The sequence below is a fragment of the Janibacter terrae genome (assembly GCF_039636765.1).
GTDB lineage: Bacteria > Actinomycetota > Actinomycetes > Actinomycetales > Dermatophilaceae > Janibacter > Janibacter terrae.
Genome location: NZ_CP144167.1, coordinates 3,464,633 through 3,486,470 on the forward strand (window position 1 = coordinate 3,464,633; position 21,838 = coordinate 3,486,470).

At 71.1% G+C, this 21,838-nt stretch carries 18 protein-coding genes and 3 tRNA genes; 7 read left to right on the forward strand and 14 right to left on the reverse strand.

Annotated elements, in window-relative coordinates:
* Positions 1-7 precede the first annotated feature (7 nt).
* Positions 8-334 carry a DUF202 domain-containing protein gene (locus tag V3C34_RS17315; protein WP_068329504.1) on the forward strand — a complete coding sequence of 109 codons (327 nt, stop codon included), beginning with the start codon at positions 8-10 and terminating at the stop codon, positions 332-334.
* Complete coding sequence (locus V3C34_RS17320) at positions 331-1,110, forward strand: helical backbone metal receptor (RefSeq protein ID WP_346007744.1); 780 nt, start codon at positions 331-333, stop codon at positions 1,108-1,110. The genes V3C34_RS17315 and V3C34_RS17320 overlap by 4 nt, the downstream gene beginning before the upstream one ends.
* 25 nt (positions 1,111-1,135) lie before the next feature.
* Here the strand turns inward: V3C34_RS17320 and V3C34_RS17325 are convergent, their stop codons facing one another.
* From V3C34_RS17325 to V3C34_RS17340, 4 genes are all read right to left on the reverse strand, one after another.
* A complete protein-coding gene (locus tag V3C34_RS17325) occupies positions 1,136-2,860 on the reverse strand; it encodes a S8 family serine peptidase (protein ID WP_338537519.1) in 1,725 nt (574 codons plus the stop codon).
* Positions 2,861-2,961: 101 nt separating this feature from the next.
* The gene (locus tag V3C34_RS17330; protein WP_068424271.1) at positions 2,962-3,759 is read right to left on the reverse strand and encodes a ParA family protein; all 798 of its coding nucleotides are present in this window, start codon (positions 3,757-3,759) and stop codon (positions 2,962-2,964) included.
* Positions 3,760-3,790: 31 nt separating this feature from the next.
* A complete protein-coding gene (locus V3C34_RS17335; protein ID WP_338537518.1) occupies positions 3,791-5,059 on the reverse strand; it encodes an acyl-CoA dehydrogenase family protein in 1,269 nt (422 codons plus the stop codon).
* 45 nt (positions 5,060-5,104) lie between these two features.
* A complete protein-coding gene (locus tag V3C34_RS17340) occupies positions 5,105-6,430 on the reverse strand; it encodes an acyl-CoA dehydrogenase family protein (RefSeq protein WP_346007745.1) in 1,326 nt (441 codons plus the stop codon).
* Positions 6,431-6,683: 253 nt separating this feature from the next.
* On the opposite strand from V3C34_RS17340, the gene V3C34_RS17345 reads away from it, so the two are divergent.
* Positions 6,684-8,525 (forward strand): phosphoenolpyruvate carboxykinase (GTP), encoded by a 1,842-nt coding sequence (locus V3C34_RS17345; RefSeq protein ID WP_068329487.1) that lies wholly within the window; start codon positions 6,684-6,686, stop codon positions 8,523-8,525.
* 138 nt (positions 8,526-8,663) lie between these two features.
* Here the strand turns inward: V3C34_RS17345 and V3C34_RS17350 are convergent.
* Positions 8,664-8,736 (reverse strand) — tRNA-Arg (locus V3C34_RS17350).
* A gap of 159 nt (positions 8,737-8,895) precedes the next feature.
* Between V3C34_RS17350 and V3C34_RS17355 the strand changes: the two genes are divergently transcribed.
* A complete protein-coding gene (locus V3C34_RS17355) occupies positions 8,896-9,624 on the forward strand; it encodes a response regulator transcription factor (RefSeq protein ID WP_346007746.1) in 729 nt (242 codons plus the stop codon).
* Positions 9,621-11,099, forward strand: a complete 1,479-nt coding sequence (locus V3C34_RS17360) for a HAMP domain-containing sensor histidine kinase (protein ID WP_346007747.1) — start codon at positions 9,621-9,623, stop codon at positions 11,097-11,099. The genes V3C34_RS17355 and V3C34_RS17360 overlap by 4 nt, the downstream gene beginning before the upstream one ends.
* 54 nt (positions 11,100-11,153) lie before the next feature.
* Here the strand turns inward: V3C34_RS17360 and V3C34_RS17365 are convergent.
* From V3C34_RS17365 to V3C34_RS17385, 5 genes are all read right to left on the reverse strand, one after another.
* A tRNA-Ser gene (locus V3C34_RS17365) sits at positions 11,154-11,243 on the reverse strand.
* A 56-nt stretch (positions 11,244-11,299) separates the two neighbouring features.
* Positions 11,300-12,772, reverse strand: a complete 1,473-nt coding sequence (locus V3C34_RS17370) for an LCP family protein (protein ID WP_346007748.1) — start codon at positions 12,770-12,772, stop codon at positions 11,300-11,302.
* Between the two features lie 108 nt (positions 12,773-12,880).
* Positions 12,881-13,084, reverse strand: a complete 204-nt coding sequence (locus tag V3C34_RS17375) for a cold-shock protein (protein WP_068329438.1) — start codon at positions 13,082-13,084, stop codon at positions 12,881-12,883.
* A 235-nt stretch (positions 13,085-13,319) separates the two neighbouring features.
* Positions 13,320-13,763, reverse strand: coding sequence for a type II 3-dehydroquinate dehydratase (gene aroQ, locus V3C34_RS17380; protein ID WP_068329430.1), 444 nt, complete (start codon positions 13,761-13,763; stop codon positions 13,320-13,322).
* Positions 13,764-13,833: 70 nt separating this feature from the next.
* Positions 13,834-13,920 (reverse strand) — tRNA-Ser (locus V3C34_RS17385).
* A 97-nt stretch (positions 13,921-14,017) separates the two neighbouring features.
* On the opposite strand from V3C34_RS17385, the gene V3C34_RS17390 reads away from it, so the two are divergent.
* Positions 14,018-14,347, forward strand: coding sequence for a hypothetical protein (locus tag V3C34_RS17390; protein ID WP_068329428.1), 330 nt, complete (start codon positions 14,018-14,020; stop codon positions 14,345-14,347).
* 73 nt (positions 14,348-14,420) lie between these two features.
* Here V3C34_RS17390 and cysE read toward each other — a convergent pair whose 3' ends face one another.
* The gene (cysE, locus tag V3C34_RS17395) at positions 14,421-15,017 is read right to left on the reverse strand and encodes a serine O-acetyltransferase (RefSeq protein WP_068329426.1); all 597 of its coding nucleotides are present in this window, start codon (positions 15,015-15,017) and stop codon (positions 14,421-14,423) included.
* A 2-nt stretch (positions 15,018-15,019) separates the two neighbouring features.
* Positions 15,020-15,946, reverse strand: coding sequence for a cysteine synthase A (cysK, locus tag V3C34_RS17400; RefSeq protein WP_068329422.1), 927 nt, complete (start codon positions 15,944-15,946; stop codon positions 15,020-15,022).
* Positions 15,947-16,175: 229 nt separating this feature from the next.
* Here cysK and V3C34_RS17405 point away from each other — a divergent pair, with 229 nt between their 5' ends.
* Positions 16,176-19,802: a heterodisulfide reductase-related iron-sulfur binding cluster gene (locus V3C34_RS17405; RefSeq protein ID WP_346007749.1), complete on the forward strand. Its 3,627-nt coding sequence runs from the start codon at positions 16,176-16,178 to the stop codon at positions 19,800-19,802.
* 142 nt (positions 19,803-19,944) lie between these two features.
* Here V3C34_RS17405 and V3C34_RS17410 read toward each other — a convergent pair whose 3' ends face one another.
* Together V3C34_RS17410 and V3C34_RS17415 are read right to left on the reverse strand one after the other, a co-directional pair.
* Positions 19,945-21,243, reverse strand: a complete 1,299-nt coding sequence (locus V3C34_RS17410; RefSeq protein ID WP_346007750.1) for an HNH endonuclease signature motif containing protein — start codon at positions 21,241-21,243, stop codon at positions 19,945-19,947.
* A gap of 90 nt (positions 21,244-21,333) precedes the next feature.
* Positions 21,334-21,738, reverse strand: coding sequence for a DoxX family protein (locus V3C34_RS17415; RefSeq protein WP_346007751.1), 405 nt, complete (start codon positions 21,736-21,738; stop codon positions 21,334-21,336).
* Positions 21,739-21,838 lie beyond the last annotated feature (100 nt).

The following is a 21,838-nucleotide window of genomic DNA, read 5'->3' on the forward strand; positions in this document are numbered from 1 at the left end:
GCCGGGGATGAGCGAGCTCGCGCGGTCGGCACCGCACGGCGCCCAGCCGGAGCGCACCGCGCTGGCTTGGCAGCGGACCGCCCTCGCGGCCGCCGCCGGCGCGGCGATCATCGCCCGGCACACCTCCGGTCAGCTCGGCCCCGCGGCGCTCGTCATCATGCTCGCCACCCTGGGGCTGGCGGGCGCAGCCTTCGTGCTCGGCCGGCGGCGGTACGCCGCCGCGCCGGTCGAGCCCTCCCGACGACGTGACGGCCGGGCCCCCTTCGCGCTGGCCCTGGCGATCTCGGCGATGGCGCTCAGCGAGCTGCTCGCCCTCGCCCTGGCGGGGCGATGACCACTCGCGACGACCTGGACGCCCCGGTCGACCTCCCTTCGCCCCCGCAGCGGGTCGTCTCGCTCGTGCCGAGCCTCACCGAGGCGATCGCCGCGACCTGCCCGGAGCGCCTCGTCGGGGCGACGGACTGGTGCACGCACCCCACCGACCTCGCGGTCGCGCGGGTGCGCGGGACGAAGAACCCCGACCTGCGTGCGATCGCCGGGCTCTCCCCCGACCTCGTCGTGGCCAACAAGGAGGAGAACCGCGAGCTCGACGTGCGCCGCCTCCGCGAGCGCGGGACCACCGTCTGGGTCACCGACATCGAGACCGTGCCGCAGGCGATCACGTCGATGCGCCGTCTCTTCACCGAGGCGCTCGACCTCGCCGCGCCGGCCTGGCTCGAGCGCGCCGACGAGGTGTGGTCGGCTCCCCCGCCGGCCGACCGCGGTCGGGTGGTCGTCCCGATCTGGCGCGACCCGTGGATGGTCGTCGGCCCCCGGACCTACACGACCGACCTGCTCAGCAGGCTCGGCTGGACCAACGCCTGCGCGGGGCCGGACGCAGACCCGTCGCAGCGCTACCCGCACGTCGAGCTCGCGGACATCGACCGCGAGGACGTCGACCTCGTCCTCCTGCCCGACGAGCCCTACGTCTTCACGCCCGAGGACGGCCCGGAGGCCTTCGAGCGGGTACCGACCCGGCTCGTCAGCGGCCGACTGCTCACCTGGTACGGCCCGGCGATGGTCGAGGCGTACGAGCTGTTGGCGCACGAAGGGCCGGACACCTCGCGGTGACCGGCCCTCCTGCGGTGGTGGCGCGTCAGCGCTTCTTCGGCGCGACCGCGGCGTAGGCATTGATGATGCCGTCGCCGTAGAAGCCGTTGAAGTCCTCGTCACCGACGCACTCCGCCGTGTAGGCGGCGGGCAGACCCGGGTAGACGAAGGTGCGCGGCTCCGGGCAGGCCTTGTTGCGGGCCGAGCCCATCAGGATGTCGCGGGTGGTGTCCGCGTCGAGACCGAAGCCCGCCTTGCCCTCGACCTTGCCGTAGCGGCTGACGATGAGCGCCGAGACGCCCGCGGCGTGCGGTGAGGCCATCGAGGTGCCCTGGTAGTACTCGTAGTACCCGCAGGCCTCCTTGCCCTTGACCGTGCCGCAGTCCTTGAAGACGTAGCCCTCACCGAACTCCGTGATGTTGCCGTCCTCGTCGACCGAGCCCTCGGACTTCACGACGTTCTCCGGGACGGAGGAGAGGATCAGGTTGGCCGGGCTGCGGTAGTCCGGGGTCCCGAAGTACTCGCGGGAGTCACCACCGGGGGCGCTGACCTCGATCTCGCCGGACTGCAGGTCCGTCGTGTAGTTCGAGTAGTAGGACTTGCGCTCCGACGGGCCCACGGCCGAGACACCGATGACCTCGGGCCCCTCGACCGGCAGGTCGTAGCAGCTCGCGTTGTCGATGGTCCGCGGGTGGGCGGCACCCTCCGGGTAGTCGGGGCTGGAGTCGTCGAAGGTGACATTGGCCAGGTCCTCCGCGGAGTTGCCGAGGGCACCGACCATCGTGACGTCCTTGGAGTGCGCGTACCGCAGGGCCCGGGACATCGACTCGATGATCATGTCCTGCTCGGCGGCCTCCTCCGGCGTGTCCTCCGGGGCACCGCCCACGCAGTTGTACGCCCACGGGTCGACGTAGAAGCTCATGTTGACCACGTCGAGCCCTGCGTCGGCCGAGTAGGTGAGGGCGTTGACGGTCGGGCCGACGAAGAAGTAGCCCGAGTCCTGGCCGGCACGCGCGTTGACGATCGAGACGTCGGGGGCGACGCCCGAGACGCCGATGCCGTTCTTCGCGGCCGCGACGGTGCCGGCGACGTGCGTGCCGTGGCCACCGTTGTCGACGTCGGCCGGGTCGACACAGGACTCGACCTCGCAGGGACCGTCGACGTCGGGCATGTCTGTGGTGAAGTTGCGCGAGAGCTTGTGGTCGAAGTTCGGCGCGATGTCCGGGTGGCTCGCGTCGACGCCGGTGTCGATGATGCCGACCTTGACGCGGTTGTCGCCGGACTCGATCGCCTGCGCCTGCGGCGCCTGGATCATGTCCATGCCCCACAGCTTGTCGTCGAGCGGGTCCGGGCCGCCCTTGGCGTCGGCCTTGGTGGCCCCACCCTTGGCCTTGACCCGGTCGGGGCGCTCGACACCGTCCTTCTTCTTCGGCTGCGGTGAGCGACCGACGACGCCCTCGTCCGCGGCGCCGAAGACACCGCTCATGCCACGGGCCTTGGCCGCGAACCGGGTGTCGGTCGAGGTGAGCGTGACCATGCCGACGGCTTCGTTGACCGAGGTGATCTTCGCTCCCTTCGCCTTGAGACGGGCGGCGAGCGCCTTGGCGCTGCCGCCGCGGTCCGCCAGGACCACGTAGTGCTTGGCGGGGCCCGTGGTCGAGCTCACTCCACTGTCCACGGTGGGCGCAGCGGCGGCAGTGGTGGTCGCCGCCAATCCGGTCAGCCCGAGCGCGCAGGCGCCCAGGGCCGAGACCATGCGTGTGTGTCGCATGAATTTCCTCCCAGAGTTTGGTCCCGGACGTCAGCCGGGCATGCAGGCCACGATATGACGCGAGTCACACCGGCGGGGCCGAAGCAGCGTCCCTTCTCGACCTACCGCCCGGCGGTGCGGCGAGCGGCACGCAGGGCGTGCGCCAGGATCCCGTCGAAGAGCCCCGCGACCTCACGCGCCCCGGAGCCGCGGAAGGCGTGGATCGGGGCGTAGGCGCCCTGGGCGCGCTGCACGGACGTGCGCTCGGGGATGTGCTGGGAGAGCACGAGAGGACCGAAGAGCGAGGTCAGCTCCTCGACGCGGTACTGGTGCTCGCCGATGTGCGCGCGCACGCGGTTGATGACGATGCCGAGCGGCTGCAGCCGCGGCGCGAGGGAGGTGCGCACCTCGTGCACGGCCCGCAGGGCCCGGTCGGCGGCCGCGATCGCGAAGACACCGGGCTCGGTGACGATCACGGCTCGGTCGGCCGCGGCGAGGCCGATGCGCGTCAGGCCACCCAGCGACGGGGGGCAGTCGACGATGACGAGGTCGTACTCGTCGTCGACCTTGTCGAGCACGGTGCGAAGGGAGGTCAGCCCGCGGCTGGAGAGGTCGGTCCGGTCGAGCCGGGCCAGGTCCAGGCCGCCGACGACCACGTCGATCGGCGCCGCCGCGCCCTCGCTCCAGTGACTGCGCCGGGTGGCGGCGCGCAGGTTGCGACGGCGCGGCTCCTCGATGACCAGGGCGCTGCTCGAGGTGACCTCGTCCTCGATGTCGAGCCCGGCCGTCGAGTCCCCCTGCGGGTCGAGGTCGACGACGAGGGTGCGCAGCCCGGCCTCACGGGCGGCCGAGGTCAGCCCGAGGGTCACGGACGTCTTGCCGACCCCGCCCTTGAGACTGCACACCGCGATGACCACCACGTCCGCATCCTAGGCGCGGCGCGGCCTCGGACTACTTGAGCTCCTTGCTCGAGTACCCGAGGATGCGCCGGGCGACGACGAGCAGCTGGATCTGCTGCGTCCCCTCGAAGATGTCGAGGATCTTGCAGTCGCGGGCCCACTTCTCAAGCAGCTCGGTCTCGGCGTACCCGGTGGCGCCCGCCAGCTCGACGCACGCGAGCGCGACGTCGACGCAGGTGCGGCCCGCCTTGGCCTTCGCCATGGAGGCCTCCATGGAGTTCGGCTTGCCGTTGTCCGCCATCCAGGCCGCACGCAGCGTCAGCAGGTAGGCGCTCTGGTAGTCGGCCTCCATCTCGATGAGCTTCGCGGCCGCAGCGGACTGGACGTTGCCCGGGCGGTCCCAGTCGACCGCGACGCCGGCCTCCCGGAGGAGCTCGGTGGTCCGGTCGAGCGAGGCGCGGGTCAGGCCCAGGGCCATCGCCGCGACGAGCGGCCGGGTGTTGTCGAAGGTCTGCATCGCGCCGCCGAAGCCGCCCTCGATCCTGATCTCCGGGTCGCCGAGCAGGTCCTCGGCGGGCACCCGGCAGTCGTCGAGGACGAAGGCCGCGGTGTCGGAGGCCCGGATGCCGAGCTTGTGCTCGAGACGCACGAGCTGCAGCCCGGGGTTCTCCCGGCTGACGACGAAGGACTTGATCGCCGTCTTGCCGAGGCTGCGGTCGAGCGTCGCCCACACGACGACCAGCTCGGCGCGCTCGCCGGAGGTGACGAAGATCTTCTCGCCGTTGAGGACGTACTCGTCGCCGTCCTTGACCGCCGTGGTGCGGATGGCGCCGGAGTCGGAGCCGACGTCGGGCTCGGTGATCGCCATGGCGGCCCACTTGCCCGCGTAGCGCGCCTTCTGCTCGTCGTTGGCGACGGCCGCGATGGCAGCGTTGCCGAGGCCCTGGCGCGGGATCGACAGCGTCAGGCCGACGTCGCCGCGGCAGGTCTCCAGGATGGACAGGACGGAGGAGATGTTGGAGCCGTTGCGGTTGGCGGAGTCCTCACGCGTGCCGGCCCTGCGCCCGGAGCCGACGGCTGCGACGTCGCCCTCCTGGGCACCGCCGTCCTCGGCGCGGGTCGAGGAGGACGCACCGGCCCCCTGGCCGGCGCCACCGTCGGCCATGCCGTCGATGACGGCCGAGACGAGGTCGAGCTCGGCGGGGTACTCGTGCTCCGCTCGGTCGTACTTGCGCGAGATGGGCCAGAAGACCTCCTCGGCCATGCCGCGCGCCTGGGCGACGAGGGGGCGGAACTTCTTCGGAACCTCGAGGTCGATCATGATCGTGTCCTTCGTGTCAGGTCGGGATGAGGAAGGGGGGCGCGCTCAGACGAGCAGCGTGCCCTCGAGGACCCCGGCGCCCCGCAGGTCGCGGTACCAGCGCTCGTTGTCGAACTCCTTGACGAAGCCGTGGCCGCCGAGCAGCTGCACGCCGCTCGAGCCGATCCACGTGGCGTGGCGGCTGACGAGGCTGCGGGCCTGTGCGATCTCGGCGGAGGCGTCCTCACCGCGGTCGAGGCGGGCGGCGGCCTTCCAGACGACGAGGCGCAGGCCGGCCAGCTCGATGGCGATGTCGGAGACGGTGAAAGCGACTGCCTGGCGGTACCCGATGGGCTCGCCGAAGGCCTTGCGCTCCTTGACGTACCCGCTCACGTGGTCGAGGACCGCCTGCGAGGTGCCGACGGCGGCCGCGGCCCACGCCAGACGCGCCCGGCGCACGGCATCGGCGTGGTCCTCGGTGGTGCCGAGCAGGTCGGACCGCGGGACGCGTACGCCCTCCAGGAAGAGGCGCGCGGTAGTGGCGGCGCGGACACCCATGGCGGGGTCGTCCTGCGTCTGCACGCCCTCGGTGCCCGGCGTGACGATGACGAGACGGGGCTCGCCGTCGATCGCCGCGGAGACGACGAAGAGGTCTGCGGCGCTCGCCCCGGGCACGATCGCCTTGATGCCGTCGAGGACGATCTCGTCGCCCTCGACCCGACCGGTGGTCCGCAGCGCGAAGGGGTCGAACAGCGGCTGCGGCTCGTGGAGGGCGAGGGCTGCGGTGGGCGGGTCCTCGCTGGTGAACTCGGGCAGGTAGGTGGCCTGCTGGTCGGCGTCGCCGTAGCTGGCGATGGCCGTCGCGACCGCGGCGGGGGCCATGATCGCGGTGGTGATGCCCATGTCCCCGCGGGCGAGCTCCTCCAGCACGATCGCGCCGGTCACGGCGGAGCGCTCCTCGGCGATGCCCTCGAGCTCGGCGGGGACACCGAGGAGGTGCAGGCCCATCTCGGCGGCCGCGGTGCGGACCTCGGCGGGGATGGTGCGCTCGGCGTCCGCCTGCGCCGCCGCCGGCCGGACGACCTCGTCCGCGAGCTCGCGCGCGACGCCCTGGATCATCCGCTGGTCCTCGCTGGGCGTGAGGTCGAACAGGGCCCTGGGCCTGGCCGGCGCGACGCGCGCGGGGTCGCCCGCTCCCTGCCGCTCGGCGAAGGCCCGCCCGGCGGCGGTCTGGGCCTTGAACCCGGTGACGGCGCCCTTGTACAGGTACCGCTCGACCTTGGCGCGCACCTCCTTGTCCTTCAGGCCGGGGAGACCGCCGGCCTTGGCGATCAGGCGCAGGCCAAGTCGCTGGCCCTTGTCGGCCAAGGACATCGAGTCGGTGGAAGCCATCTGGGTGATTCCCCTTCGCGCAGGTCGTGGGTGGTGCGGGAAAGTGTGCGGTACCGACGGTACCTGCTACAGGCGGTATCGGTAAACCCGTGGGTCACTACGGGTCGAGGGCGCGTCGGGGGCGTGCGTGAGATCACCCCCCGCCCCGCAGGCCCTCCCCCTCTGCCCGGTCACAGAGCGGTAACCTGCCCGCAACCGGGAGAACCCGCGAGGGACCGCCCGAACACCAGAGCACGTGAGAGGGAAACACAGCATGGTCGACGTCGACGCCGCGCTTGACGCGTCAGGTCTCACCAACGAGGCCGTTCGCGAGTACGTGAAGCACTGGGCCGAGATCACCCAGCCGGACAGGATCGAGGTGGTCAGCGCCGCCGACGACGACCGGCTCATCGCCGAGGCCGTCGAAGCCGGCGAGCTGCTCCCCGCAGGCGAGGGCCGCTACTACTCCCGCTCCTACTCCAAGGACACCGCCCGCTCCGAGGAGCGGACGATCGTCGCGACGAACGACGAGAAGGACAAGGGCGTCTACAACAACTGGCGTCCCGCCTCGGAGATGAAGGCGAAGCTGACCGAGCTCATGCGCGGCCAGTCCAAGGGCAAGACGATGTACGTCCTGCCCTACCTCATGTCCCCCAAGGGCAACGTGCTCGCGCAGTGGGCCACCGGTGTCGAGCTCACCGACTCCCGCCCCGTCGTGCTCCACATGATCCGCATGTCGCGGGTCGGCCTCGAGCACGTCAACGACCTGCCGGTCCAGGACGACTTCGTCCGCGCCGTCCACGTCACCGGCGATCTCGAGAACCTCGGCCAGGGCACGCCCGACGACAAGCGCTACTTCGTGACCGTCGCCGACGAGCGCACGATCCTGCACTTCGGCTCCTCGTACGGCGGCAACGCGCTCCTGGGCAAGATCGCCCACGGGCTGCGCCAGGGCGCGTACGACGGGTGGGCGACGAAGAAGTTCCTCGCCGAGCAGTACATGCTCATCGGCATCTCCGACAAGCAGACCGGCAAGCGCTACCACATCACCGGTGGCTTCCCGAGCGCCTCGGGCAAGACCAACCTGGCGATGATGCTGCCCCCGGACGCACTCGGGGACCGCTACCAGGTCGACTTCTACGGCGACGACATCGCGTGGCTGTGGGTCGACGAGCAGACCGGCAAGCTCATGGGCATGAACCCGGAGTACGGCGTCTTCGGTGTCGCCAAGGACACCAACGAGACGACCAACCCGACCGCGCTGCACTCGGTCGACCCGGGCACGAAGGTCATCTTCACCAACATCGCGTACAACCCGAAGACCGAGGAGGTCTGGTGGGAGGGCCGCACGCCCGAGCCGCCGGCCGACGTCGACGGGTGGCTGGACTGGAAGGGCGAGGCGATCTCCGACCGCGAGCCGGGCGACACCTCGCCGTGGGCGCACCCCAACAGCCGCTTCACGACGACGCTGGCCAATGTCCCGAACGCCGCGCCTGACTTCGACGAGCCCGAGGGCGTCGAGATCGACGCCATCATCTTCGGTGGTCGCACGCGTGACCGCGAGCCGCTGATCCGCGCGATCACCGACCTCGCCGAGGGCGTGTACGACGGCCTGACGCTGGGTGCCGAGGCCACGGCCGCGGCCGAGGGCGTCGAGGGCCAGCTGCGCTACGACCCGATGTCCAACCGGCCCTTCATGGCCTACGGCGAGGGCGACTACGCGCGCCACTACCTCGACATCGTCGGTGCCGCCAAGAACCAGCCGCTCTTCGCGCACGTCAACTGGTTCCAGAAGGACCCGGAGGACGGTCACTACCTGTGGCCCGGCTACCGGGAGAACCTGCGTCCGCTCCTGTGGCTCATGGCTCTCAAGGACGGCGAGGTCAAGGGTCGCCAGACGCCGGTCGGCATCCTCCCGACGCAGGACGAGCTCGAGCTGCTCGGCCTCGACCTGCCGCAGGAGGACCTCGACCGCATCCTCGACATCGACGTGCCGCGCTGGCAGCAGGAGATGGGCTTCCGCGAGGCGCACCTCAAGGCCTTCGAGCGCCTGCCGGAGGAGATCTGGGAGGCCCACCGTCGCGTGGCCTCCGACCTGGACAACGCCCAGGGCTGATCCGCCCCACGCACCGACGAGGCCCCGCTCCCCTGACGAAGGGGGGCGGGGCCTCGTCGTGCACCGGAGGCCTGGGAACGAGTCAGGCCCTGCCGCGTTTCCGCTGGCAGGGCCTGTTCCGTCTGTCTCAACACAGAGTGCGCCCGAAGGGATTCGAACCCCTAACCTTCTGATCCGTAGTCAGATGCTCTATCCGTTGAGCTACGGGCGCTCTCCGCCGGGCTGTGCTCGGCGACAAGTGAAGAGAGTACCTGCTCGCTGCCGAGCAGCGAAATCGGCGCTGCACGGTGCGCTGCTGGCCCCCTTCGTCCACAGCAGATGCACAGCGGACGCATGGCGGGCGTGTGGTCGAGCCCGGTTGGATGGGTCCATGACCGCCCGGACCGCGCCCTTGCTCACCCGACCCGACGGCTCACCCGTCCGGGTGCTCGTCGTCGACGACGAGGTCAACCTCACCGAGCTCATCGCCATGGCTCTGCGGTACGAAGGGTGGGACGTGCGGACCGCGGGCAGCGGCACCGAGGCGGTCCGCGCGGCCCGCGACTTCGGGCCGGACGCGGTCGTGCTCGACATGATGCTCCCGGACTTCGACGGCATGGAGGTCCTGCGGCGCATGCGCGCCGACGAGCCCGAGGTGCCGGTCCTCTTCCTCACCGCCCGCGACTCCGTCGAGGACCGCATCGCCGGGCTCACCGCGGGTGGGGACGACTACGTGACCAAGCCCTTCTCCCTCGAGGAGGTCGTCGCCCGCCTCCGGGCCCTCATGCGCCGCACGGCCGTGAGCACCGACGAGGGCTCGTCCCTGCTCGTCGTCGGTGACCTCACCCTCGACGAGGACAGCCGCGAGGTCGTGCGCGGCGGTGCCGAGATCGAGCTGACGGCGACCGAGTTCGAGCTGCTGCGCTACCTCATGCGCAACCCTCGGCGGGTGCTGTCCAAGACACAGATCCTCGACCGCGTGTGGGACTACGACTTCGGCGGGCAGGCCAACGTCGTCGAGCTGTACATCTCCTACCTGCGCAAGAAGGTCGACGCCGGGCGTGCGCCGATGATCCACACCAAGCGCGGCGCGGGCTACGTCATCAAGCCGGCGTCGTGACGCCCCTCCCGCTCGAGGTGCTGCGCCACCCTGCCGGCTGGACGCTGCGGGCCAAGCTCGTCGCCTCGGTCCTCCTGCTCTTCCTCGCGGTCACCGCCCTCACCGGAGCCCTCACGGGCCTCGCGGCCCGCCAGTACCTCACCCAGCAGGTCGACCAGGACCTGCGCGACGCGTCGGGACGCCTCGTCGGGGCGATCGACGGGACACAACCGCCGCTGCCCACCGGACCCAGCGGCGGGCCCCCCGCAGGCAGCGGCAACGCGGTGCTGCACCTCGTCCTGCGGGACGGCGCCGTCGTCGTCGACGAGCGCGGTGACGAGCTCAACTACGCCGTCAACACGCGCGGGGCCAACGACTCGCTCGACGCCGAGCAGGTGGCCCGGCTCAACGCCGCCGACCTCGGGGCGCGGCCGAGCACCGTGGACCTCGGCGGCGACATCGGCCCCTACCGTCTCGTGTCCGTGCGTACGCGCGACGGGTGGACCGCGGTCACGGGTGTGCCCGTCGGACCCATCGACACGACGGTCCGCGCGATGGTGCTCATCGTCGCCGGCTCGAGCCTCATCGGGCTCGTCGGCGTGTGGGTCGGCGGCACCTACCTCGTGCGCCGCAACCTCCAGCCCCTCGACCGGGTCGCCGGCACCGCCCGGCGGGTCTCCGAGCTCGAGCTCGACGCGGGCGACGTCTCGCTCGCCGAGCGCGTCCCCGACGTCGACCCCCGCACCGAGGTCGGGCAGGTCGGGCTGGCGCTCAACTCCATGCTCGACAACGTCGACGGTGCGCTGCGCGCCCGGCAGGAGTCGGAGACGCGGGCCCGTCAGTTCGTCGCCGACGCGAGCCACGAGCTCCGCACCCCGCTGGCCTCCATCCGCGGCTATGCCGAGCTGTCCCGGCGGGAGCCCGAACCGGTCCCCGAGGGCGTGGTCCACGCGCTGTCGCGGGTCGAGTCGGAGGCGCTGCGGATGCAGGCGCTCGTCGAGGACCTGCTGCTCCTCGCCCGCCTCGACACCGGGCGGCCGCTGGAGCGCGAGAGCGTCGACCTGACGATGCTCGCGCTCGACGTCACCGGGGACGCGCGCGCGGCCTCCCCAGCGCACCGCTGGGAGCTCGACCTGCCGTCGGAGCCGGTGGAGATCGTCGGTGACCGGGACCGGCTCCACCAGGTCCTCGCCAACCTGCTCGCCAACGCGCGCACCCACACGCCGCAGGGGACGACGGTGCGGACCTCCCTTCGCCGTGAGGGGGACCGCGTGCTCGTCGCGATCGCCGACGACGGACCCGGGATCCCGGAGGACCTGCGCCCCGACGTCTTCGAGCGGTTCACCCGGGGCGACGACTCGCGCCAGCGGGCGTCCGGGAGCACCGGGCTGGGGCTGTCGATCGTGCGGGCGGTGACCCGCGCCCACGGTGGGTCGGTCGAGGTCGAGTCCCGCCCGGGCCGGACGGTCTTCACCGTCTCGCTGCCCGCAGGCTGAGGGTCAGGGGACGACGCAGCCCCCGCGCCGATGGCCCGGGGGCTGCGTCTGCTGCGGAGGCGGAGGGATTTGAACCCTCGATGGGCGGTTAGCCCAAACCGCATTAGCAGTGCGGCGCCATAGACCGGACTAGGCGACGCCTCCAGACAACCCGGACAGAGTATCTGCCGGGCGGTCGGGCCTCCAACTCGGGGCCCGGTTCAGGCGCAGATGTCCTCGGACGCCGCCCGGGTCTCGACGGCGGTCGGGGCGGCCGGCGGGCGGACGGTCGCCTCCGGGATCGGGGCGTCGCCGAGGCGGTTCGGGACCTCGCGGGCGTGGCCGGAGCCGGCCCCGAGGACCACCTGGACGCTGCCGCGCTGCTGCCCGGGCTCCACCTTGAGCTTGGCGCCCGGGTACGCGGCGGCGACGGTGCGCGCGGACTCCGTGTCCCCCTTCGCGTGGCGGACGAGGACGCCCGTCGTCCCGGACGTCGGGGCGAGGTCCGCGACGGTCGCGGTGAAGCCCTGCACCTCGAGCGCGGCGACCTCCTGCCGGGCCAGCCCGGACGTCCCGGTGTCGTTGACGACGCTCACGGCCACGGACGAAGGGGGGACCGTGAGCGGACGCTGCTTCGTCGTCCTCTTCTCGGCGCCCGGCAGGGGGGTGTCGTCGCGGACCGCGGCCCACAGCTCGTCCGAGGCCTCCTCGCGCCACTGCACCCGGTTGGGATCGGCGGGGTACGGCTCGGTGGGCACGGTGACGAAGACGAGCTCGTCGGTGCCGAGGTCCTTGAGGCTGGTCGCGATGGACGTGAGGCGGGAAAGCCCGAGGCGGTCGTCTGCGGTCATGGACCGGGTCGCGGCATTCAGGAACCTGTAGAGACGGTCGGGGCGCAGCAGCAGCGAGGTGTCGGTGGCCTCCTGGGCCATCGAGGACATGAAGGCCTGCTGCCGCTTGATGCGCTGCAGGTCGGAGCCGTCGCCGAGAGACTTGCGCATGCGCACGTAGCCCAGCGCCTCCTTGCCCTCCAGGCGCTGGCGGCCGGCCTCGAGATGGATCTGGGCGTCGGGGTCGTCCACCGCCTCCGGCAGGCAGACCTCGACGCCGCCGAGTCCGTCGACCATCGACTGGAAGCCGCTGAAGTCGATGACCGCGACGTGGTCGACGTAGATCCCGGTGAGTCCCTCGAGGGTCTTGACCGTGCACGCCGGTCCGCCCTGGTTGAAGTTGTCGTTCCACCGGCGGACCTCGCCGTCGGCGACGGTCGATGCGGGGTCGTCGCAATCCGTGGGCGCCTTGGTCATCGAGTCGCGCGGGATCGAGATGACGTATGCGGACGAGCGGTCCGCGGAGATGTGCACGAGGAGGTTGGTGTCGGAGCGGGGGCCACCCTCGGCGGTCCCGACCCCGTACTCGGTCGTCCCGAGGCCCTCGCGCGTGTCCGAGCCGATGACGAGCAGGTTGATCGCGCTGTCGACGTCGGCGGGCCGCTGCGCGGACCCCTTGGCGATGTCGACCCGGGTGATGTTGTTGTTCAGCTGCAGGCCGACCGTGAGGCCACCGGCCGCCACCAGTGCGCCGAGCGCTCCCGAGGCGACGAGCCCCCTGCGGCGGAAGGTTGCCCGACGAGCCTGGCGTGCCCGGCGCACCTGCGCGCGGGTGGGGTGGGGGCCGTGTCCGTCGGTGCTCATCGCAGCGCCACGATAGCGCCCCGACGTGCGAAGGGCCCCCACCATCCGGTGAGGGCCCTTCGACGAAGCGGTGTTGTCACCGCATCAGGTCGTGCGTCATCGCGTCGATCAGACGGGGTGAACGCGCTCGGCCTGCGGGCCCTTGGGGCCCTGGGTGATCTCGAACTCGACGCGCTGCGCCTCGTCGAGCGACCGGTAGCCGGTCGTGTCGATCGCGGAGTAGTGAACGAACACGTCGGGGCCTCCGCCGTCCTGGGCGATGAAGCCAAAGCCCTTCTCAGCGTTGAACCACTTAACGGTGCCCTGTGCCATGAGGTGAAACTTCTTTCCTGTTGAACAATCCGGTCCCGCAGGTCGCGGTACCTTGTGCCAGCTGCAAAGCTCCCCTCGGCAGAGGTACACGCCTCTGGTAATACTGTGGGTCCGGCTGGCGGCCGCACCCAAATGCATCGTGCGAGAAGTTCTGTTGTGCAACTACGACATGGACGCTACCAGCAAAAGAGCGCAGGAGCATGTCCTCGGCCACAGGGCATCTGCACGAAGGGTCTCAGGAGCGGTGCCGGACCACCGCGTCGACGGCGTCCACGTACCCCTGGACGCCCCGCCCGACGATGACCTCGTCGGCCACGTCGCTGATGTAGGAGTGGCGGCGGAACTCCTCGCGCGCGTGGACGTCGGAGATGTGCACCTCGATGACCGGGGCCACGACCGCGGCGAGCGCGTCCCGGATCGCGACCGACGTGTGCGTCCAGCCGGCAGCGTTGAGCACGAGCCCGGTGCACGAGCGCCGGACCTCCTGGATCGCGTCGATGAGCACGCCCTCGTGGTTGGTCTGCCGGAAGTCGAGCTCCCAGCCCAGCTCCTCGCAGCGCGCGCGGCACAGGGCCTCGACGTCGGCGAGCGTCTGCGAGCCGTAGATCTCCGGCTCCCGCTCGCCGAGCAGGTTGAGGTTGGGTCCGTTGAGGACGACGAGGACGGGTCGGGCGCTCACGCGCGCAGCCTAGCCCCGGCCGCCTCGCCCCTCCGCGCAGACGTGGACGTCCACGCGTGAGCCGAGCGCGCGGAGGGCGTGGGATTCGAACCCACGATGACGTTGCCGCCATAGCGGTTTTCAAGACCGCCGCACTAGGCCACTATGCGAGCCCTCCAGCCGCCGGGGACCCCGGCGAGCGAGACCACGGTAGGCCATGGGCCCAGTGGGTAGTGTCGGTGGTGAAGCCGACCAACAGATCGAAAGGACGTCAGATGTCGAAGATCTCCTTCCTCCTGGGAGCCGCCGTCGGATACGTGCTCGGTGCTCGCGCCGGCCGGGAGCGGTACGAGCAGATCCGCGCCGGGGCGAGCAGGGCGTGGCAGTCGCAACCCGTGCAGAGCCAGGTGGCCACCGCCAAGCACACCGCCAGGACCAAGGCCGCCCCCGCGGCCCTCGACGCCGTGAGCTCCGCGGCCTCGGTCGCCGGCGACAAGATGCGCGAGGGCGCGGCCAAGATCACCGGCGACCCCCACCGTGATGTCGCGAGCAACCTCGAGGGCCCGTCGACGTACCCGCTCGGCGAGGGGCCGACGCCGTCCTGACGCACGTCCGGGCATGACGAAGGGGGGATCGCACCGGCCGGGTGCGATCCCCCCTTCGTCGTGCTGCGGAGGATCAGATGAAGATCGCCGGGTCCGCGTAGAACAGCTCCTCGGCGCTCGGCCCGCCGGCCTCCAGCTGGGGGAAGCGGTACTGCGCCGGGATGCCCGTCGCGACGGCCCCGGTCGGGACGTCCTTGACGACCACCGAGTTGGCCCCGACCTTGACGTTGCTGCCGACGTGGATGTCACCGAGGATCTTCGCGCCGGCGCCGACCATGACCTTGTCGCCGAGCGTCGGGTGGCGCTTGACCCGCTTGCCGGACGTGCCGCCCAGGGTCACCCCGTGGAAGAGCATGACGTCGTCACCGACGATCGCGGTCTCGCCGATGACGACACCCATCCCGTGGTCGATGAAGAAGCGTCGACCGATGTGCGCACCCGGGTGGATCTCGATCCCGGTCACCGATCGCGACACGTAGGCGAGGAGCCGGGCGGGCCACTTCCAGCCGGGTCGCAGCCACCAGCGGTGGGCGAGGCGGTGCAACCAGATCGCGTGCAGACCGGCAGAGGTGAGGAGCACGACCCACCGCGAGGTCGCGGCGGGGTCGCGCTCCATGGCCGCGACGAGATCCTCACGGATCGTGGCGCGGATCGGCAGGTGGGCGTCCACGGTCAGTCGACGAGACCCTCGAAGAGCGGGGTGGAGAGGTAGCGCTCGCCGAAGCTCGGGATGATGACGACGATCGTCTTGCCGGCGTTCTCCGGGCGGCGGGCCACCTGGTCGGCGGCCGCGAGGGCGGCACCGGAGGAGATGCCGACGAGCAGGCCCTCGTCGGTGGCCGCCTTGCGCGCCCAGTCGATCGCCGTGGGCGCGTCGATGTCGATGACCTCGTTGTAGATCTCGGTGTCGAGGATCTCCGGGACGAAGTTGGCGCCGAGGCCCTGAATCTTGTGCGGGCCGGGGGCGCCACCGTTGAGGATCGCGGACTCGGCCGGCTCGACGGCGATGATCTCGACGTCGGACTTCTTCGAGCGCAGGTAGCGGCCGGCGCCGGTGATGGTGCCGCCCGTGCCGATACCGGAGATGAGGATGTCGACCTCACCGTCGGTGTCCTCCCAGATCTCCGGGCCGGTCGTCTTCTCGTGGATGGCGGGGTTGGCCGCGTTGGCGAACTGGCGGGCCTGGACCGCGCCGCGCTCGGCGGCGATCTCCTCGGCCTTCTCGACCGCGCCCTTCATGCCCTTGGGGCCCTCGGTGAGGACGAGCTCGGCACCGTAGGCGCGCAGGAGCGCGCGGCGCTCCTTGGACATCGTCTCGGGCATGGCCAGGACGACCTTGTAGCCGCGCGCCGCGCCGACCATCGCCAGGGCGATGCCCGTGTTGCCGGACGTCGCCTCGACGATCGTGCCGCCGGGCTTGAGCTCGCCGGAGGCCTCGGCCGCGTCGATGATCGCGGCGCCGATGCGGTCCTTGACCGAGCTGGCCGGGTTGTAGAACTCGAGCTTCGCGGCGACGGTGGCCTCGGACTCGATGATGCGGTTGATCCGCACCAGGGGGGTCCGGCCGACGAGCTTGGTGGCGTCTTCGTAGATGGGCAACGCGGGTCCTTCCATCGGATGGTCAGTGAGCCGCGGCGACCGCGGCTGCTCGTCCGGAAAAACGAACGAGGTGTTATGGATATTCCAACATCGCGTTATCCATGGTCGCAAGGGGGTCTCAGGAAGGGGTGCGCCCCCCTTCCCGCCTCCGAGCCGGGGCCGCGCGAGGTGACGAGGGCCGCACGACCTCAAGGCTGTTGCGGGCCCCGCGCGACCTAGACTCCCCCCCATGTCTGCCCTCCAGATCGTCGCGATCATCCTCGGGGTCGGGGTCACCATCGTCGGATGGGGCCTGCTCGCTCGAGCCGTCAAGCACTTCTTGTCCGTCTTCAAGCTCGGAGCACCGACTCCGGCCAAGGAGCGGACGAACCAGCCGGCCACGCGCACGGCGACCCTGCTCCGGGAGTTCCTCGGCCACACCCGCATGGCGCGGCTGCCCGTCGTGGCGATCGCCCACTGGGTCACGATGATCTCCTTCGGCGTGCTCTTCCTGACGCTCGTCCAGGCGACGGTCCAGCTCTTCGACCCGCACTTCGTGCTGCCGATCATCGGCTCGTTCTTCCTCTACGAGTGGATCACCGAGCTCTTCGCGGTGACGGGCATCGTCACGATCGTCATGCTGATGGTCATCCGGCAGAAGAACCACCCGCGCTCCGCCGACGGGGAGGACGGCCGCAGGTCGCGCTTCTTCGGCTCGACGTTCTGGCAGGCCTACTACGTCGAGCTGACGATCCTCGGCGTCGGCATCTGCATCGCGCTGCTGCGCGGCCTCGAGCGGGCGCTGCTGCTCAACACCGGCGAGACCGACCACGCGTCGCTACTGCACTTCCCGCTCACCGGGTGGCTCGGGTCGCTCTTCTCGGGGATGTCCGTCGGCGCCCTCGAGGCCGGCATCGTCGTCGTCGCGCTCATCAAGCTGCTCATCTCGTACGCGTGGATGATCACCATCTCGATCAACCCGACGATGGGCGTCGCGTGGCACCGCTTCCTCGCGTTCTTCAACATCTACTTCAAGCGCCACGCCGACGGCCGCACCTCGCTCGGTGAGCTGCAGCCGATGCTGGTCGAGGGCAAGCCCTTCTCCATGGAGGTCATGGAGGAGATGGAGGAGGAGACCACCCTCGGCGTGGGCAAGGTCGAGGACTTCACCTGGAAGGGATTGCTCGACTTCTCCACCTGCACCGAGTGCGGTCGCTGCCAGAGCCAGTGCCCCGCGTGGAACACCGAGAAGCCCCTCTCCCCCAAGCTGCTGATGATGACGCTGCGCGACCACGCGCACGCCAAGGCGCCGTACCTGGCCGCCGCCAACGGGACCTCCGGCGTCCTCTCCTCCTCGGGTGGCGCCCGATCGCAGACCGCCCACGGCGCGGTCGCGCTGGCCGGCGCTCCGAGGCAGACCGACGGGTCCGTCGCCACCGCCGAGCCCGACGCGATCAACTGGGCCGAGATGGCCCTCGTCGGCCAGACCGGCTACGACGTCGACCACCCGCTGTCGGCGTACAACCCGCACGGCCCGGACGCCGTCATCGACGAGGACGTCCTGTGGTCCTGCACCACCTGCGGCGCCTGCGTCGAGCAGTGCCCCGTCGACATCGAGCACGTCGACCACATCGTCGACATGCGGCGTTACCAGAACCTCATCGAGTCGGCCTTCCCGAGCGAGCTCGGTGGCCTGTTCAAGAAGCTCGAGTCCAAGGGCAACCCGTGGGGCATGGGCGCCAAGGCGCGCATGGACTGGGCGAAGGACCTCCCCTTCGCCGTCAAGGTGCTCGGCGAGGACGTCGAGTCCGCCGACGAGGTCGACTACCTCTTCTGGGTCGGCTGCGCCGGCGCCTACGAGGACCGGGCCAAGAAGACGACGCGTGCGGTGGCCGAGCTCTTCGACCACGCCGGCGTGGACTTCGCGGTCCTCGGCAACGGCGAGACCTGCACGGGCGACTCCGCTCGCCGCGCCGGCAACGAGGTGCTCTTCCAGATGCTCGCGGAGCAGAACGTCGAGACGCTCAACGAGGTCGGCGCGACGAAGATCGTCGTCACCTGCGCCCACTGCTTCAACACGATCAAGAACGAGTACCCGCAGCTCGGCGGCAAGTACGAGGTGCTGCACCACACGCAGCTGCTCAACCGCCTCGTCCGCGAGAAGAAGATCGTGCCGGTGAACCGCCCCGAGGGCCCGCGCAAGTCGAGCCTGAAGGACGTCGCCTCGTCGGCGCCGTCGGTGACCTACCACGACCCGTGCTACCTCGGTCGCCACAACAACGTCTACGCGCCGCCGCGTGAGCTCATCTCCGCCCTGCCGGGTGTCGAGCTCAAGGAGATGGAGCGCTCCAAGGAGAAGTCCTTCTGCTGCGGCGCCGGCGGTGCCCGCATGTGGATGGAGGAGCAGCTCGGCTCGCGCATCAACCTCAACCGCACCGAGGAAGCCATCGCGACCGGCGCCGACCGGATCGCCGTCGGCTGCCCCTTCTGCCGCGTGATGCTCAGCGACGGCCTGACGGCCAAGCAGTCCGAGGGCGCGTCCGAGGAGATCGAGGTGGTCGACGTCGCGCAGATGCTGCTGGCGTCCATCAAGGAGGCCACCCCGGCCCAGGCCAAGTCCGGCACGACCGAGGCGCAGGAGCAGGCCGAGGCCGAGCCCAAGACCGCCGTCCCGGCTCCGGCCGAGGGCCAGGACGCGAAGGGGGCGACCCCGCAGGCCCCGAGCGAGGCCGAGACGGCCCAGACCGCCGAGGCGGTCGAGGAGGCCGGCGAGGACGCGCAGGCGGTCAAGGGCAACGAGACCGTGGCCGGCAAGAACTCTGCCCCGTCGTGGGAGACCGACTCGGCGGCCGCCAAGAACGCCGCGCCCTCGTGGGAGACCGGCGCCGCTACCCCGGCGGCCGAGGAGCCCAAGGCCGAGGAGCCGAAGGTCGAGGCCACCGCCGCCGACAAGAACGCCGCCCCCTCCTGGGAGACCGGCTCGGCAGCCGCCAAGAACGCCGCGCCCTCCTGGGAGACCGGCGCCACTGCCCCGGCGACCGAGGAGCCCAAGGCCGAGGAGCCCAAGGCCGAGGAGCCCAAGGCCGAGGAGCCCAAGGCCGAGGCCACCGCCGCCGACAAGAACGCCGCCCCCTCGTGGGAGACCGGCTCGGCAGCCGCCAAGAACGCCGCTCCGTCATGGGAGACCGGCGCCACTGCCCCCGCGGCCGAGGAGCCCACGCCCGAGGAGCCGACGGCGACGGCCCCTGCTGCCGCCGACGACTCCGTCGGAGCCAAGAACGCCGCCCCCTCCTGGGAGACCGGCGCTCCAGCGGCACCGGCGACCGAGTCCGCAGCGGCTGAGGCTCCGGCCGAGCAGCTGCAGGCAGAGGTCACGGAGCCCGACGTCCAGGCCACCGAGGCACCGGCTCCGTCCGCCAGCGACAGCGACCTCGCCGCCAAGAACGCAGCTCCCTCGTGGGAGACCGGGGCTCCGGCAGCGACCCCTGCGGCTGCGGCCACGGCCACCGAGACCACAGCGCCCGTCGCGGAGGAGGCCCGCACCGAGGAGCCCAAGGCGGAAGAACCCAAGGCGGAAGAGTCGAAGTCCGAGTCACCGGCTCCGGCTGTCCCGGCCGCCAGCGACAGCGACCTCGCCGCCAAGAACGCAGCTCCCTCGTGGGAGACCAGCGCTCCGGCCACCGCCTCGGAGGCCCCGCACGCCGAGGCTCCCGTTGCCGAGACCGTCGAGGAGACCCCTGTCGCGGAAGCCACGGGCGACGAGACCGCACCTGCGCAGGACCAGGTCGAGGAGGCCCCCGCACCCAGTGCGCCTGCATCGGATGACACGCACATGTCGGACCTGGCGAAGAAGAACGCCAACCCGTCCTGGGAGTGATTCCCGGACGACCCTGCGAAGGGGGCTGCGCACCACGGTGCGCAGCCCCCTTCGTCGTCCGGCCCCTCCACTGTCGGCAAACCACCGCATGGACACACACCTCGGCACCCGGCCGCGGATGGCCGGGTGCGGGACGAGGTCGCTAGACGTGCCAGGTCACGTGCGTGGCGGTGATGGTGGCCGTCAGGTCGTGGGTGTGCACATAGGTGTGGTGCGACTCGCAGAGCAGCGCCCCGTTGCTGATGTCACTGCCCCCACCGCGCGACCACCAGCGCACATGGTGCGCATCGCACCACTGCGGCGGGCGCGTGCACCCCGGGAAGGTGCACCCCTTGTCCCGCAACCAGATCGCCCGCTTCTGCGCCGCGGTGAACCACCGGGCGGCGCGTCCCAGGTCGAGGATCTCACCCCGGGTGCCGAGCACGGCCGGGATGATGCTGCTGTTGCAAGCCATCCTGCGCACCACGGCCGGCGACAGCACCTGCCCGGTGGCGGTGAGCCCACCGCCGCGCAGCCCGTCGAGCAGGGTCTGCAGATCGACGGTCACGATCACCTGCGCCTTGTCACCACTGGGGCGGTCACCCGGTGCAGCGGTCGCCTGCCGCAACAGCTCCACCAGGGCGTCGGCCCGGCGCCGCGTGGCCGCTCGCTCGTCGCGTCGACCATCCGGTCCCGTGACCGGCCCGGAACGCGTAGCGATCGCGGCATCGACCACTGCTGCTCCCTCGCTGTCCAGCGTCACCCGGTACGTCGACAGACCAGCAGGCCCCTCGCTCTTGGTGAAGGTCCGCCCCGCGCGCGCCGCCCGTTCCTCGTCCTCGAGCTCCTTGCTCGGGCGGAGCATGCGACCGGCGAACGTGATCGCGGCGCCGAGCTCCTTCTCGGTCAGCCCGCGGACCCGCTCCTCGGCACGCCCGTCCGGACCGGCCGGTCGGACCTCGTCGCGCGCCCCGTGGAGGAGCGCCGCGAGATCGTGCTCCAGCGCCTCGGGATCAGCCACCGGCGCGACGGCGGTGTGAAAGCGCACCAGCTGGTCGGCCTTCGCCAGCGGGAGGTCCCCTGCCTCGAAGGCCGCCACGACCGCTGCAGCGGGTGGCTCCCCCACTCCGCTGCCCGCCAGACCGGCGTCACCGGCCTCGGCCACCCGGACGACCCGCGCCGAGTGGCGCACGTCGGGGGCCGGGGCGGGCCCCCCTTCGCATCGCGCGACCCAGTCCACCGGCGACCACGACGACTCGGCGGGCAGCCCGCGCCCGACGCCCTCGCGCACCAGCGTGACCTCGGCGACCTCGAGGAGCTGCCGGGCTCGACCGACCGCGGCGAGCGCCGCCTCGACCTCTCGATCGGCCAGACGCCACGACTCGCCCGTGTCCTCGAGCACACGCGTCGCTGAGAGGACTCCGTCGAGGAGTCCCGCTCGGACCGCCGCATCCTGCGCCATGAACCAACACTAGGTGCGACCACCGACAGCGCTCCGGACATGCGTCAGCCCCGGCCACTCGGCCGGGGCTGACGTCATGCGGGGTTCAACTCAGAGCAGCGGGCCCGTGACCGTCAGGCCGAGCTCGGGGACCAGCACGAAGAGGGCGAAGAGCGCGAGCGCACCGCCGGCGAGCGAGAGGGTCTTGTTGAACTGGATCTGCTCGTTCATGCGGGCCTCGCCCTCGGCCGTCCAGTACTTGTGCATGAGGAAGGCGATCGGCGCGACGGCCACGAGGATCATCAGCGACCCGAGGTCGCCCCACACACCGAGGATGACCGAGAGGGACCCGACGAGCATGAGCACGCCGGAGACGATGACGCTGAGCTTGGCCGCGGGGACACCCACGGACTTGGCGTAGCCGGCCATCGCCTCGGTCTGGGTCAGGTGCCCGATGCCGGACGCGATGAAGATCGCGGCGAAGAGGATGCGGGCGATGAGGACGATGATGTCCATGGGTGGTGCCTCCGATTTTCGTTGTTGCTTGAACTATCAGAAAGTTGAAGCGTCAACGTCCTCGGAATGTTCCCCACATTGTTCGTGACCTACGTCGCCA